Below are 13,318 nucleotides of genomic sequence, written 5' to 3'. Positions count from 1 at the left end.
GGGGGATTGACGATGGCGAGACAAGGGATGTTACTCGTTTATACAGGCGATGGCAAAGGAAAAACAACAGCCTCACTTGGTGTAACGTTGCGTGCAATTGGACGTGGCATGAAGGTAAAGTATTTCCAGTTTATTAAATCTCCTGAACGCACGTACGGTGAACAAATTGCTTTACGCAAATTAGGCGTAGAAACGGTTCAACTTGGGATTGGTTTTACTTGGACAAAAACACCTGAAGAGCACCGAGAAGCTTTAAAGTTAGCATGGGCACAAGTAAAAGAAGTGCTACAAGATGATTCGATTGATTTATTAGTACTTGATGAACTGAATAATGCATTGGCAATTACACGTTTTCCAGTTGAGGATGTTTTACCACTTGAAGAGGTATTAGCAGCGATTCAAAACCGTCCTAAGACGATGCATTTAGTTGTGACAGGTCGTTCCGCTCACCCATCACTTATTGCAATGGCAGATTTAGTTTCGACAATTGATGCGACAAAACATTATTACGAGGAGCAAGACGTCAAAGCAATGAAAGGTCTTGAATTTTAATGAAAGCAATTATGATTCAAGGGACGTCCTCAGATGTTGGGAAAAGTGTCATTTGTACAGCACTTTGTCGGATTTTTGCGAACGATGGGTTTAAAGTGGCACCATTTAAATCACAAAATATGGCGTTGAATTCATACATTACGAAAAGTGGCGGTGAAATTGGTCGTGCCCAAGGTGTACAAGCAGAAGCTGCTAAAATCGACGCGACAACAGATATGAATCCAATCCTCCTAAAACCAAAAGGGGATATGATATCTGAAGTGATTTTACATGGGAAGCATTTAGCGAATATGGATGCTATTTCATACCGAGAATCATTTGTAGAGAATGTTATGCCAGAAATACGTAAATCACTCGGGCGTCTAAGTGAACAGTATGAAATTTTAGTTTTAGAAGGTGCAGGGAGTCCAGCGGAGATTAATTTGAAAGCACGTGATATTGCCAATATGCGTATGGCACATGAAACCGATGCGAGCGTAATTTTAGTTGCAGATATCGAACGTGGCGGTGTGTTTGCCTCAATCGTTGGCACGTTAGCACTTTTAGATGATGAGGAACGTGCTCGAGTTAAAGGTGTGATTATTAATAAATTCCGAGGGATGAAGGAATTGCTTGATAGTGGTGTTGAATGGCTTGAAAACTATACAGGAATTCCTGTTTTAGGTGTTATTCCATATGTGGATGTACAAATTGAAGCGGAGGATTCGATGGCGCTATCGAGCTTACGATTAAAAAAACCACAGCAGCAAGAGTTTGCAATAGATGTTGCGATTATTCGTTTACCTTGTATTTCAAATTTTACAGATGTTGATCCATTATTTGAGGAGCCAGGAGTAGGACCGCGCTTTGTGTCTTCGTTAAAAGATTTAAAGCATCCGGATGTCATTATTTTGCCAGGTACTAAAAATACGGTGGAAGACTTTTTATGGCTACAAGAAAATGGTTTAGCACAAGGTATTTTACAGCATGCACAAAAAGGTGGGAAAGTCGTAGGAATTTGTGGCGGCTATCAAATGCTTGGCGAAGTCATTCGCGATGAGTCTGCGATTGAAGGAAGTGGTGGCACGTATTTATCACTTGGACTTTTACCAATTGAGACGCATTTCGTTACAGATAAGCAAACCGTTCAAGTGCAGGGGAAAACCGTAACAGGTCATGATGTGAAAGGCTATGAAATTCATTTAGGTCGCAGTGTAGCAACGAAAGAAATTACGCCGTTTATTGCTTTTGATGATGGTCGCCAAGACGGTGTTTATACGGAACAAATTATTGGTACATATGTACATGGTATTTTCCAAAATCGTCATTTTACACGCGATTATTTCAATCGGATACGCAATGAAAAAGATCTGGAATTAGTTGCAGAGGATGTTGTATCAGATGAGGATCGTCGTGAGCAGGCTTATGAACTGTTAGATGAACATGTGCGTCAGCATTTAAATATGAAGAAAGTATACAACTTAATACATTTATCAGTGTAGCAATACGTAAAGGGAAGAGTGATGAAAAGTCACCACGGTACCCGCCACTGTGAAGCGGAGAGTTGTAGCGATACCACTGCAAAGTGTTTGCGGGAAGGGCTATAAACTTTAGGATGTGAAGTCAGGATACCTGCTGATAAAAGGATTATTGTTCTTACGGGAGTATAAGAGCCACTATGCAATACATAATGGCTTTTTGACGTATAAATGATTTGATTTATACGTTTTTTCATTTTATAAGAAAGGAGATTCTTGAAATGAAAGGGTCACCCTTACACATTGATTTTGAGAAGTTATGGAAAGAAGGCATGCATAATTGGCACGGTGAAATGCCTGAACGAATGATTGATGATGCATTAGAAGAAGCATTTTGGTCGCAATCTATGCAAAAAAAATCTTATCGTCAAACGGATGCCCATACGAAGCCGATTTATGAAAAAATGCGGAAACATATACCTGATAATGCGACGTGTTTAGAAATTGGTCCAGGGTGGGGAAATTACACCTTTCCACTACGAGAAGATGTTGAAAAGCTCACATTGGTAGATGGTTCAGAAAGTGTTCTCCAATATTTACAACAATATTTTGTAGGGGATGAAGGGGTACAGTACATCCGTGCAAAATGGGAAGATGCTGAAGTAGAACAGCATGATGTTGTTATGGGCGTCAATTGTTATTACCGAATCTACGAAATGAATGAAGCTTTATTGAAGATGAATGACTTAGCGAAAAAGCGTGTCATTATCGGTTTAACAACAGGACCAATTCAACCTCATTATGTAGTACTCGATCAACACTACGGTTATCAAATTAAATATCCAAGGCGTGATTATATTGGAATTGTCAATATGCTTTATCAGCTGGGCATTTATGCAGACTGCGAAATGCTCCCACTAGAACGTACATATCGCTATGACACATATGAAGCATTATATACCGCGCAAAGTAAGAAGATTTTAAATGACACATTTCAGATAGAGGATGTAAAGGCAGCACTTGCAAACTTTATAACAGAAGAAAACGGGGAAATTGTCTATCGTCATAAGTTTTACGCGGCGATTATTAGTTGGGAGCCTGTAAAGTTATGAAAAACAGGAATTTTTACGTTTGGCTAGTGATGCTTTTTATTATTTTACTATGTTCGGCAGTCGGTGGAATCATGGTTGGTTCTGTAGGGATTACACCAGCACTCATTATAGAGGTGCTCTTGTATAAGCTTGGGATTATATCGTCTACAGACGCATCGAATGCCCAGCAAATCATTATTATGGAGTTGCGTGTACCGCGTGTACTCCTCGCGATGATTGTAGGTGCATCACTTGCAATTTGTGGTGCAGCTATTCAAGCGTTAGTGAAAAACTCCATTGCAGACCCATATATTTTAGGTGTTTCATCTGGTGCTTCTGTTGGTGCCACATCGGTTATTTTACTCGGTGCATTTAGCTTTCTTGGTGTCTATGCGCTATCATTTGCAGCCTTTTTAGGAGCAATTGTTGCTGTTAGTATTGTCTTTTTACTTGCCCACATTGGTGGACGAACATCGATGATTCGCTTACTTCTTTCAGGTGTCGCTATTTCAATGGTGCTAAGTGCGCTAACGAACTTTATGTTGATGATGTCAAAGGAGCAAGGGGGCATTCAAGCTGTCATGCATTGGATGCTAGGTAGTCTAGGCGGAGCAAAATGGAATAATATCGGAATTCCCGCAGTTGTATTCGTCATCGTATTTACATTACTAACATTAAGCTATCGCCAACTGAATGCATTATTACTCGGTACGGAAACGGCCGCAACACTAGGGATAAATATCGAGCGTTTTCGAATATTTATCATTATTATCGTGTCGTTATTAACAGGAGTTGTCGTAGCGGTTAGTGGGAGTATTGGCTTTGTTGGATTAATCGTACCTCATATCGCCAGAATGCTAGTTGGCTCAAATTATAAAGTTGTCCTACCGTTAAGTGCATTATTAGGTGCGATTTTTATCGTGTGGGCGGATATGGGCGCACGTATTGCGATTGCACCAGAAGAAATGCCAATTGGAATTATTACAGCACTTTGTGGTAGTCCATTCTTTATTTGGATGCTACGTCGTCAGCGCTACGCATTTGGAGAAGGGGAATAAAATGATACAACTTCAAGAACTAGAATTTTCTATAGCAGAAAAAGCGATTTTGCGTAATTTGTCTATCACCATTGAAGAAGGGAAATTCATCGGCATCATTGGACCAAATGGCAGTGGTAAAACGACGATGTTAAAAATGATTTACCGTCATTTAAAGCAAACATCAGGCAGTGTGACACTGCATGAAAAGGAGATTTGGGACATCTCTCCAAAAAAGCTGGCACAACAAATGGCTGTTGTCAGTCAAGAATCCCCGGTGCTTTTTGATTTTACGGTAAAGGATTTAGTCATGATGGGACGTACACCATATAAAAAATGGTTGAGCTCAGACAATGTAGAAGACTTTAAAATTGTCGAGGAATGTATGGCACTTTCCAATGTCGAGCATTTAGCAAATCGTACATTCGTCCATTTATCTGGTGGTGAGAAGAAGCGTGTCATGCTAGCTCGTGCATTAGCGCAAAAGGCGAAAATTTTAGTATTAGATGAACCGACCAATCATTTAGATATTGAGCATCAACTACATTTAATGGATTTAGTGAAGGATCTACCTATCACGATTATTACGGCGTTACATGATTTAAATTTAGCTGCAGCTTATTGCGATGAAGTGGTTGTGATGAAAGATGGCACTTTATATGAACAAGGTACACCAACGCAGGTTTTTACAGAACAAATCATGTGGGATGTTTTCCGCGTCCATGTTGGTGTTTCAAAGAATCCATTTACAAACAAGCTCCACTTATTTTTTTATACACAACAATCAAATAGCTAGTCGAAGGAGAATATCATGAAAAAACAAAAATTTTGGTGGGCATCTTTAGCCTTAACTGCATTGCTAATTTTAACAGCGTGTAACAATACAGAGCCCGAAACGAAAAAAGAACCGGCAAGTGTTGGGGCAACAGCTGAGGCACTTACAATTGAAAACGAAGGCATGACGCTAGAGTATACAGAAGTACCAAAACGCGCGATTACAATTAATCAGCATGTAACAGAAATTATGCTTGCGTTAGGCTTAGAAGATTCAATGATTGGAACATCTTATTTGGATGATGAAATTTATGAACCATTACAGGAGGCGTATGCAGAAGTACCTGTACTAGCTGAGCGCAATCCGTCAAAGGAGCAAATTATTGCAAGTGAGGCTGATTTTATTTACGGCGGTTGGGCAAGTGCCTTTAACCCTAAAAATGTAATGTCACGTGAAGAGTTAAAAGAACTTGGTATTAATAGTTATTTACAATCTTCATCCATCAAAGTGGGTCCGACAGTAGAGGATATTTATACCGATATTCGAAATATCTCTTCTATTTTCCGAGTGGAAGAACGTGGTGAAGCTTTAATTGAAGAAATGAATAAGGAAATTGAAGCCATTACTGAAAAACTACCTGCAAATGAAGAGCCGATTGATGTACTTGTTTTCGATAGTGGAGATACAGAAGTGTTTACAGCAACGCAAAACTTTATGAATACATTAGTGACAATGGCTGGTGGGAAAAATGTATTTGGTGATATCGAAAAAAACTGGGCAACTGTATCGAAAGAGGATGCTGTTGAACGTGCACCAGAAGCGATTGTCGTAATTGACTACGGTTCAACAACGGCTGAAGAAAAAATAGCGTTCTTAAAAGCAGATCCTGCATTAAGCCAAACACCAGCTGTTCAAAATGAGCATTTTGTGGTTCTCCCACTATCTGCAGCTTCTGAAGGTGTACGTGTAGCGGAGGCGTTAGGAATTTTAGCAGAAGGATTATATCCGGATTCATATTAAAGATTTAAAAATTAGTAATAGTGAAGGTGGTACAAACATGGAGCAATACGTACGTCAAAATTTTAAGCGGGCAATGCAATTACCGATGCCTACTAAAACATTTGCAACGTTAAAAGCAGCAGAGCCCTTTATCGCATTAACGGTTAGACCGGGTATTATTAATAAACATTTAACGGGTGCTCAACTGAATGTATTAGCAAAACTAGCGGATGAAGGTGCTGTGAAATATTCAGCTGGTCATAGCTTTATCGTATCGGTACATGAAGAAATGCTTGATAAAGTAATGCAACTATTAACCGATGTAGAGCTCTATGTAGTGCCACCTACTCCAAGTGCCATTATGAAATGTTGTGACTTTTGTGATGGAGATGAATTAGCGGCGTTACCAATTGCAAAAGAGTTATTGCGAGAAATTGAACAAATGCCACTAAAAAAGCGAGTAAGGATTGGATTTAATGCATGTACACTCGCCTGCTATAATGCTGTCCAGGATGATTTAGCGATAATTTATCATAAGGGGAAATTTGATATTTACGGCGGTGCGATACCAATGGGAAGACTTGCAAGCTCTGGGGAACTATTAGCTAAAAATATACCAGAGCAATACATAATTGAATGTGTGAAAAAGCTATTAGTTCATTACAATACATCCAAGGTGGAGAAGTTTTTCCGTTTCATTAAGAAGGAAAAGGAAAGCATTCAACAACAATTAAAGGGGGATTGGTCATGACAACTTGGAATTTAACGCCGATGCAACGTCACATTTTAATTTGTAATGGGGCGACTTGTATGGGGGCTGGTGCAGAAGAAGTAACGCAGCAAATCCGCGATGAAATTAAGGGAAATAAGCTAGATGACGTAATTCATACTTCTCGCACACGTTGTAACGGGCGCTGTAAAGATAAATGCGTAGTCATAGATTATCCGAAAGGCACATGGTATTCCGTTCAAGAGGAAAAAACTGCTCGTGCAATCGTGCATGAAAATGTATCACAAGAAAATATTATTTACTCATTGCAAGATGGAGAGCGTCTTCGTGGCGAATCGCGTATTAAAGGTCTTGATAAATACCGAAAACGTAAAGGGATGAAACATAAGGCTGTTTTATTTGTGGGACATGGTAGTCGTTTAGAAGAAGGAAATGAGGAAGTTCGTCAATTTGTTAGCCGAATGGAACCGAAAATTGACCCACAATATATCGTGCAATCATGCTTTTTAGAATTTGCCTCTCCAAACATTGATGATGGGATTCAAGCATGTATTGAGGCGGGTGCAGATGAAATTCATGTGATTCCAATCATCTTATTACATGCAGGACACTCAAAGCTTCATATTCCAGCGGAAATTGAGGAAGCAAGAGTACAATTCCCAGACATTCGTTTTACATATGGACAAACAATTGGCATTCATGATGAAATTTTTGAGATTTTAAAATCACGCCTGCAAGAAGTTGGATTCGACACAGCTGCTAAACATGAAGATACAGCTATTTTATTAATTGCGCGCGGTAGTAGCGATCTTGAGGCAAAAGAGGAATTCTATAAAATTTCACATAGATTAGCCGGGCAAATTGATGTACCGATTTTCGAAACGGCATTTATGGGCGTCACAACACCAACTGTAGAACAAGGTATTGAGACGTGCATGGAGCGCGGTGCTAAAAGGATCATTATGTTACCTTACTTTTTATTCACAGGTATTTTAATGAAACGCATGTCACATATGGCAACGGAATTTTCTAAACAATACCCGGACATTGACATTACGATTGCGAATTATTTTGGTTATCATCCAAAATTGCAAAACGTCCTATTAGAAAGATTACAACAAACGATTGATGGCACATCTACAGGTATGCAAGACTTAGAAAACTTCCGCAAATATGTTGAAGAAAATGGGTATGAACACCATCATTAATAAAATGTACCGAAGCGAATATTCAAAGTTGCTTCGGTATTTATAATTTGCGAGCAAATTAAAGGGGGGAATCCATTATTTTATATTTTATTTGCATAATAGCGGTGCTAATGGATTTGATTTTAGGGGAGCCGAAAAAAATTACCCATCCCGTAATTTATATAGGACGCTTCATTTCTTTTTTAGAGAAGGTATTGAACAATGGGAGCTACTTACGGTTTAAAGGTTTGATGACAGTTTTATTAACGGTAGGCATGACAACTTTTATAACTTTCTTCATCATTTTTATCGCTTTTAAAATTCATTTTCTTCTGTGGGTAGTTGTAGAAATAGCGTTAATTAGTTTAGCGCTCGCTCAAAAATCATTAAAGGAAGCGGCAATGATTGTTTACGATGCACTGAACAATAACGATATCGTTCAAGCTCGTGAAAAATTAGGATGGATTGTGGGACGTGATACTGCCCATTTAGATGAACCCGAAATTGTTCGAGGGGTTGTTGAAACTGTTTCTGAAAATACGAGTGATGGTGTAACCGCACCACTTTTATATGCGCTTTGTTTTGGTGCTACGGGTGCATGGTGTTACAAGGCAATTAATACGTTAGATTCAATGATAGGCTATAAAAATGAACGATATGGACAATTTGGATATGTAGCAGCAAAGTTAGACGATCTCGCAAATCTTATTCCAAGTCGTATGACGGGCTTTATTTTACTAATAACTACGAAAAAATATATGAATAAATCATTAATATTCCGATTGAAAAATTGGTTAAAAGATGCGAAGAAACACCCCAGTCCGAACAGTGGCTACTTAGAAGCAGCAACTGCCTGGCAATTAGGCATTCGTTTAGGTGGGTACAATCGCTATGGTGGGGTCGAAGCATTTCGTGCGTATATGGGTGAATCTCATTTTACGATGCAAAAACAGCATATTAACTTAGTAATTAAACACATGTATGTTTGTACGTGGTGGCTGTTATTAATAGGGGGGATACTATATGTTATTGCCTTCACATGGGGCGAATGCATCGGCGTTGTATAAAGCAACGGGTATTACAATGCCGCAAGAAGTAATCGATGTAAGTGAAAACGTTAATGTGGATGGGTTTCCTGAGAAGATTAAAGAACATTGGCCCAGTTTACTCACTAAATTAGCAACTTATCCTAATGAACAAGCAGAACCTTTTTATACGGATATCGCGGATTTTCACGAAGTTCAAAAATCACATGTTGTTGTAACAAATGGCGCGGCAGAAGGGTTAGTGACATTAGCGCAATTTTTTAGAGGGAAAGATATTGCGTTATTAGAACCTTCTTTCTCAGAGTACAAAAGAACATTGCAACAGCAAAGTTGTACGATTCATTCAATCATTTCGAATGATATTAGCCATTACCGTTTTAATGAACAGGTACTAAATGAATTATTATTGCGTGTGTCAGCTATTTACATATGCAATCCCAATAATCCAACGGGTGTTTTATTAAAAAAGGAATGGATTGAGGATTTAATACAAAAGTATCCGCATTGTGACTTTGTTATAGATGAAGCTTTTATCGATTGGACAGATGAAGCGGAAAGTGTTGTTGCATTAACAAATACATATACGAACTTATTTGTGTTGCGGTCGATGACAAAAATGTTTGGGCTTGCAGGAGTTCGACTAGGTTATGTGATTGGGAAGCAAGCAGACAAATTACGATGTTTCTTACCGCATTGGAATGTGAGTAATATTGCGATTGAACTCGGCTCGATTTGTTTACAAGAGCAACAATTTGTAAAGAAATCTAGGGAGAAAAGTGGGCGTTTAAGAGAGGGCATGAGTGTAGTATTAAAAGGTTTAGGGTGTACGATTTCGGATAGCTCGGCAAACTTCTTCTTATTTAAATTACCAAATAGGCTTAATCCCGATGCGTTTTTTTCACATTTGTTGAATCGTGGCATTGTGTTACGTCACACGAAAAATTATGTTGGGTTAGATGGAGAGTGGTTCCGAATTGCCGTAAAAAGTGAAGAGATATGGGCAAAGTGTAAGGAAGAGATAATCAATTATGTCGAAAATCATTAAGTATTACCGTCACGCTGAAACAAAATGGAATAAAGAAGGACGATTACAAGGGTGGTTGGATTCAGAGCTAACGGAGCAAGGGATTCAACAGGCAAAACAAGTGCAATGGGAACCGGAAATTGTATTTTGTAGTGATTTGAATCGAGCGTTTCAAACCGCTCGATATATGTTCCCGAACAGCGCCATTCATACAAGTGAGCACTTGCGTGAAATTAATCTAGGACATTGGCAAGGTTGTCTAATAAGTAATCTGCAAAATGATGGCCAATATAATTGTTATACGAATTCACCGCAGTTGTTTCAACAAACTACGCAAGAATCGTTTCAACAAGTGACGTCTCGCATGCTTGCGTTTCATGAAAGTTTAGATTATTTACCATATAGGAAAATTGCCGTCGTTTCGCATGGAGTAGCGCTTGCCTGTTTTTTTATAGCGCTTAAAAACCAAGGTTACGAAAATTTGTGGAAATATTTATTGACTGGTGCTACTTGTGAGACGGTTACATTTTAAAGGGTAAATTTTTGCTAAACAATAGGAAAAGGCACATCTCACAATTACGTGGAATGTGTCCTTTTTAGCTGAACGACATCATTGGAATCTATTCAAATATTCAGAAAATCATATATAATTAAAGTTAGTCGAAAGTTGTTGAAAAATGTGAGGAGGAGATCACGTGAAAAATTCAGATCGGTTTTTAACGGCATTCAATCGCATTGATCATTCAATGAGGGAGATTGCTGAAGCAAAGGATTTTATCGCATTTTATCGTTTAATTGACTTGGCAAAAAAGAAAAGCCCTCTTGTTCGAAAATACGAAGACGATTTACGTTCCTATGCGGATTTACGAAATGCGATTGTACATAATCGAACGTCGATGGAATATGTTATTGCCGAACCACATATAGAAGTTGTTGAGAAAATCGAACATATTGATGAAGTGTTAACGAAACCTAAGCTTGTCGGTCAATTATTTAAAAAGCGCGTGTTCACATTTCAAACGACCCATTCGCTGCAGCATATTTTAAAGGCGATTCGGAAACAAAAATATACGCAATTTCCGGTTTATGAAAATCATGCATTTAAAGGGTTAGTCACGACAGTTGGTGTCACGAATTGGCTAGCAACGTCGATGGCTGGGGCACGTTTACCACAGCACACACCGACACTAGAAGATATTTTGAAATATGAAAATAATAACCGAAACTATAAATTTATTAGCCGCTTTATGACAATTTATGAGGCGGAGGAAATTTTTAAACAAGGGGTTGAGCGAGGCCGACGTTTTGAAGCTTTACTTATTACAGAACACGGAAAGCCCCATCAAAAGTTATTAGGTATTGTAACACCGATTGACATTATGAAGGTGGACTAGCATTTTTAATACTAGTGTACAGGGAGCCGTTTTCTAAAATTTGCGCATAATAAACATCTTCAACAGAATGAATATTTTTTTTCGATAATTTTTTTAGCAACCAGTCTTCTGTCAAATTAAGCTCATTTAAGTTTTTTACAATAATTTTACCATCGGAAACGAGTTCGGTTGGCATATATTGAGGTGCGGGTGAGGCGATTTTTAAATCTTCTTTTGTTACCTCACGCATTAGGGGTTTTTTTAGAACAGTTAATTCCCCGTTTGTTTCGAAAATAGCATGATGTACTTCATCGAGTGAAAAAATGCTTTGTTCGCGTAAAAGCATCGTTACTTCATCCATATGCAAGCGTGCCTTTTCTAAATTGTCGTTTAAAATAACGCCACTTTGTATAACGATCATTGGCCGATCATCAAATAAAACGCGTGCCTTACTTGATTTAAATGTTAAATAAGTAACAAAAATAGTTAATACAGTCCACCATATTAAAGAAACCAATCCATCTAAAAAAGGGGTTTCCGCTTGTGCGGATATTTCTGCAGCAATTGAGCCAAACGTAATCCCTGTTACGTAGTGGAAGAAGGTCAGCTGACTAATTTGTTTTTTGCCAATAATTCGTGCAAGCAGTAAAATAGCAAAAAAAGCAAAAGTTGTACGGATGAGCATTTCAAATAAATTAAGCTCCATTTCATCACTCCTTTAAACGATATGATGGTCGGATCGATATGAAACTATACCAATTTATCTCCATTCACTACAATTCTAAATAGGGATGCAATTGAGCCGAGATGTAATTGAAAAATTGAAAGGATATGAAAGAAATGTCTACTACAACCGCAAAGCAATCCAATCCGGTTTATCCTGTCATGGTAGCGATAGGTGTCTGTCATTTAATTAACGATACGATGCAATCAGTCATTCCGGCGATGTTTCCGCTACTAGAGAGAGATTTAGGGTTAACCTTTACACAGCTAGGGATGATTACCTTTGTGTTAAATATATTTGCGAGTCTATTGCAACCAGCAGTCGGCTTTATGACCGATAAAAAACCGTTTCCTTATGCGTTGCCGTTAGGGATGGTCAGTTCATTTATCGGGTTGTCGCTGTTAATTGTCGTCGATAAATATTGGATGATTTTAATGTCTGTCATTTTTTTAGGCATTGGTTCAGCGATCTTCCATCCAGAAGGTTCCCGCGTATCATTCATGGCGGCGGGGAATAAACGCGGGCTCGCACAGTCAATTTATCAAGTAGGTGGTAATACTGGGCAAGCATTAGCGCCATTATTAAGTGCGTTTATCATTTTGCCGTTTGGAATGAATGGCGTATCGCTTGTTTTAATATTTACTGCGATCGGAATTTTTATGTTATCAAAAATTGCAGCATGGTATAAACGTCAGCTTGAAGAAGAAAAACTATCGAAAGTGAAGAAAGTACTTGTGTCTTCGTTGCCAAAATTAACGAAAAAGCAAGTCGGTATTGCGCTAAGCTTATTGCTCGTTGTTATTTTTGCACGTTCATTTTATGTTACGAATATCACGAGTTTCTATGTGTTTTATTTAATTGAACAATACGGGATTAAAGTGGAATTTGGGCAATTATTAATTTTCCTATTTATGGCGTTCGGAGTGGTTGGGACGTTTTTTGGTGGACCATTATCCGATCGAATCGGTCGAAAAAACGCGATTTTAATTTCCGTTGTCGGACCAATTCCATTGTGCTTAGCATTGCCATATTTACCGATTTCACTTGTCGTTGTTAGTTTAATTGCGATTGGGTCACTTATTATGATTAGCTTCACGGTGACGGTTGTATATGCACAGGAGCTTGTCCCATCTAAAATCGGAACAATGGCAGGCTTAACAGTTGGGGTAGCGTTTGGGATGGGCGCAATTGGCTCTGTGGTCATTGGGAGTTTTATGGACCAATTCGGCATTCGTCCTACGATGATTGCGGTATCCATATTGCCGTTATTGTTACTTGTTGCGTTTTTACTGCCAAAAGATAAAGTAGCTCACTAAAAAATAC

At 38.6% G+C, this 13,318-nt stretch carries 14 protein-coding genes and 1 riboswitch; of the genes, 13 read left to right on the top strand and 1 reads right to left on the bottom strand.

Going from position 1 to position 13,318, the window contains the following annotated elements:
* Positions 1-12 precede the first annotated feature (12 nt).
* The 12 genes from ACQKIH_RS08110 to ACQKIH_RS08055 all read left to right on the top strand — a co-directional run bounded on the left by ACQKIH_RS08110 (position 13) and on the right by ACQKIH_RS08055 (position 11,292).
* Positions 13-552, top strand: a complete 540-nt coding sequence (locus ACQKIH_RS08110; RefSeq protein ID WP_057985400.1) for a cob(I)yrinic acid a,c-diamide adenosyltransferase — start codon at positions 13-15, stop codon at positions 550-552.
* Positions 552-2,033, top strand: a complete 1,482-nt coding sequence (locus ACQKIH_RS08105) for a cobyric acid synthase (RefSeq protein WP_427764883.1) — start codon at positions 552-554, stop codon at positions 2,031-2,033. Before ACQKIH_RS08110 ends, ACQKIH_RS08105 begins: the two co-directional genes overlap by 1 nt.
* Positions 2,009-2,185, top strand: a riboswitch (cobalamin riboswitch). (Overlaps the previous gene by 25 nt.)
* A gap of 105 nt (positions 2,186-2,290) precedes the next feature.
* The gene (locus tag ACQKIH_RS08100; RefSeq protein ID WP_057985405.1) at positions 2,291-3,121 is read left to right on the top strand and encodes a methyltransferase domain-containing protein; all 831 of its coding nucleotides are present in this window, start codon (positions 2,291-2,293) and stop codon (positions 3,119-3,121) included.
* A 29-nt stretch (positions 3,122-3,150) separates the two neighbouring features.
* Complete coding sequence (locus ACQKIH_RS08095) at positions 3,151-4,158, top strand: FecCD family ABC transporter permease (protein ID WP_427765009.1); 1,008 nt, start codon at positions 3,151-3,153, stop codon at positions 4,156-4,158.
* 1 nt (position 4,159) lies between these two features.
* Complete coding sequence (locus tag ACQKIH_RS08090) at positions 4,160-4,933, top strand: ABC transporter ATP-binding protein (RefSeq protein WP_057985409.1); 774 nt, start codon at positions 4,160-4,162, stop codon at positions 4,931-4,933.
* Between the two features lie 15 nt (positions 4,934-4,948).
* Entirely contained in the window at positions 4,949-5,932 is a 984-nt protein-coding gene (locus ACQKIH_RS08085) for an ABC transporter substrate-binding protein (protein WP_427764878.1), read from the top strand.
* A gap of 37 nt (positions 5,933-5,969) precedes the next feature.
* Positions 5,970-6,662 carry a sulfite reductase gene (locus tag ACQKIH_RS08080; RefSeq protein ID WP_427764875.1) on the top strand — a complete coding sequence of 231 codons (693 nt, stop codon included), beginning with the start codon at positions 5,970-5,972 and terminating at the stop codon, positions 6,660-6,662.
* On the top strand, positions 6,659-7,849 hold the full coding sequence (locus ACQKIH_RS08075; protein WP_427764872.1) for a CbiX/SirB N-terminal domain-containing protein: 1,191 nt from the start codon (positions 6,659-6,661) through the stop codon (positions 7,847-7,849). The genes ACQKIH_RS08080 and ACQKIH_RS08075 overlap by 4 nt, the downstream gene beginning before the upstream one ends.
* Positions 7,850-7,923: 74 nt before the next feature.
* Positions 7,924-8,895, top strand: coding sequence for an adenosylcobinamide-phosphate synthase CbiB (gene cbiB / locus ACQKIH_RS08070; protein ID WP_427765007.1), 972 nt, complete (start codon positions 7,924-7,926; stop codon positions 8,893-8,895).
* Entirely contained in the window at positions 8,852-9,919 is a 1,068-nt protein-coding gene (locus tag ACQKIH_RS08065) for a pyridoxal phosphate-dependent aminotransferase (protein WP_427764870.1), read from the top strand. Before cbiB ends, ACQKIH_RS08065 begins: the two co-directional genes overlap by 44 nt.
* Complete coding sequence (locus ACQKIH_RS08060; RefSeq protein WP_057985419.1) at positions 9,903-10,430, top strand: histidine phosphatase family protein; 528 nt, start codon at positions 9,903-9,905, stop codon at positions 10,428-10,430. The genes ACQKIH_RS08065 and ACQKIH_RS08060 overlap by 17 nt, the downstream gene beginning before the upstream one ends.
* Before the next feature lie 163 nt (positions 10,431-10,593).
* On the top strand, positions 10,594-11,292 hold the full coding sequence (locus ACQKIH_RS08055; RefSeq protein ID WP_427764868.1) for a CBS domain-containing protein: 699 nt from the start codon (positions 10,594-10,596) through the stop codon (positions 11,290-11,292).
* Here the strand turns inward: ACQKIH_RS08055 and ACQKIH_RS08050 are convergent.
* Positions 11,276-11,977, bottom strand: coding sequence for a YetF domain-containing protein (locus ACQKIH_RS08050; RefSeq protein ID WP_427764865.1), 702 nt, complete (start codon positions 11,975-11,977; stop codon positions 11,276-11,278). The genes ACQKIH_RS08055 and ACQKIH_RS08050 overlap by 17 nt on opposite strands.
* A gap of 134 nt (positions 11,978-12,111) precedes the next feature.
* Between ACQKIH_RS08050 and ACQKIH_RS08045 the strand changes: the two genes are divergently transcribed.
* Positions 12,112-13,311, top strand: coding sequence for an MFS transporter (locus ACQKIH_RS08045; RefSeq protein WP_427764863.1), 1,200 nt, complete (start codon positions 12,112-12,114; stop codon positions 13,309-13,311).
* Positions 13,312-13,318 lie beyond the last annotated feature (7 nt).

This window comes from Solibacillus cecembensis (assembly GCF_050272495.1).
In the GTDB taxonomy this organism is placed as follows: domain Bacteria; phylum Bacillota; class Bacilli; order Bacillales_A; family Planococcaceae; genus Solibacillus; species Solibacillus cecembensis.
This window is presented reverse-complemented; position numbering and strand designations above follow the sequence as displayed.

What these genes read in the sequence shown, in the direction of transcription:
- ACQKIH_RS08110 (WP_057985400.1), top strand. Translation starts at nt 13, where the DNA reads ATGGCGAGACAAGGGATGTTACTCGTTTATACAGGCGATGGCAAAGGA.
- ACQKIH_RS08105 (WP_427764883.1), top strand. Translation starts at nt 552, where the DNA reads ATGAAAGCAATTATGATTCAAGGGACGTCCTCAGATGTTGGGAAAAGT.
- ACQKIH_RS08100 (WP_057985405.1), top strand. Translation starts at nt 2,291, where the DNA reads ATGAAAGGGTCACCCTTACACATTGATTTTGAGAAGTTATGGAAAGAA.
- ACQKIH_RS08095 (WP_427765009.1), top strand. Translation starts at nt 3,151, where the DNA reads ATGCTTTTTATTATTTTACTATGTTCGGCAGTCGGTGGAATCATGGTT.
- ACQKIH_RS08090 (WP_057985409.1), top strand. Translation starts at nt 4,160, where the DNA reads ATGATACAACTTCAAGAACTAGAATTTTCTATAGCAGAAAAAGCGATT.
- ACQKIH_RS08085 (WP_427764878.1), top strand. Translation starts at nt 4,949, where the DNA reads ATGAAAAAACAAAAATTTTGGTGGGCATCTTTAGCCTTAACTGCATTG.
- ACQKIH_RS08080 (WP_427764875.1), top strand. Translation starts at nt 5,970, where the DNA reads ATGGAGCAATACGTACGTCAAAATTTTAAGCGGGCAATGCAATTACCG.
- ACQKIH_RS08075 (WP_427764872.1), top strand. Translation starts at nt 6,659, where the DNA reads ATGACAACTTGGAATTTAACGCCGATGCAACGTCACATTTTAATTTGT.
- ACQKIH_RS08065 (WP_427764870.1), top strand. Translation starts at nt 8,852, where the DNA reads ATGTTATTGCCTTCACATGGGGCGAATGCATCGGCGTTGTATAAAGCA.
- ACQKIH_RS08060 (WP_057985419.1), top strand. Translation starts at nt 9,903, where the DNA reads ATGTCGAAAATCATTAAGTATTACCGTCACGCTGAAACAAAATGGAAT.
- ACQKIH_RS08050 (WP_427764865.1), bottom strand. Translation starts at nt 11,977, where the DNA reads ATGGAGCTTAATTTATTTGAAATGCTCATCCGTACAACTTTTGCTTTT.
- ACQKIH_RS08045 (WP_427764863.1), top strand. Translation starts at nt 12,112, where the DNA reads ATGTCTACTACAACCGCAAAGCAATCCAATCCGGTTTATCCTGTCATG.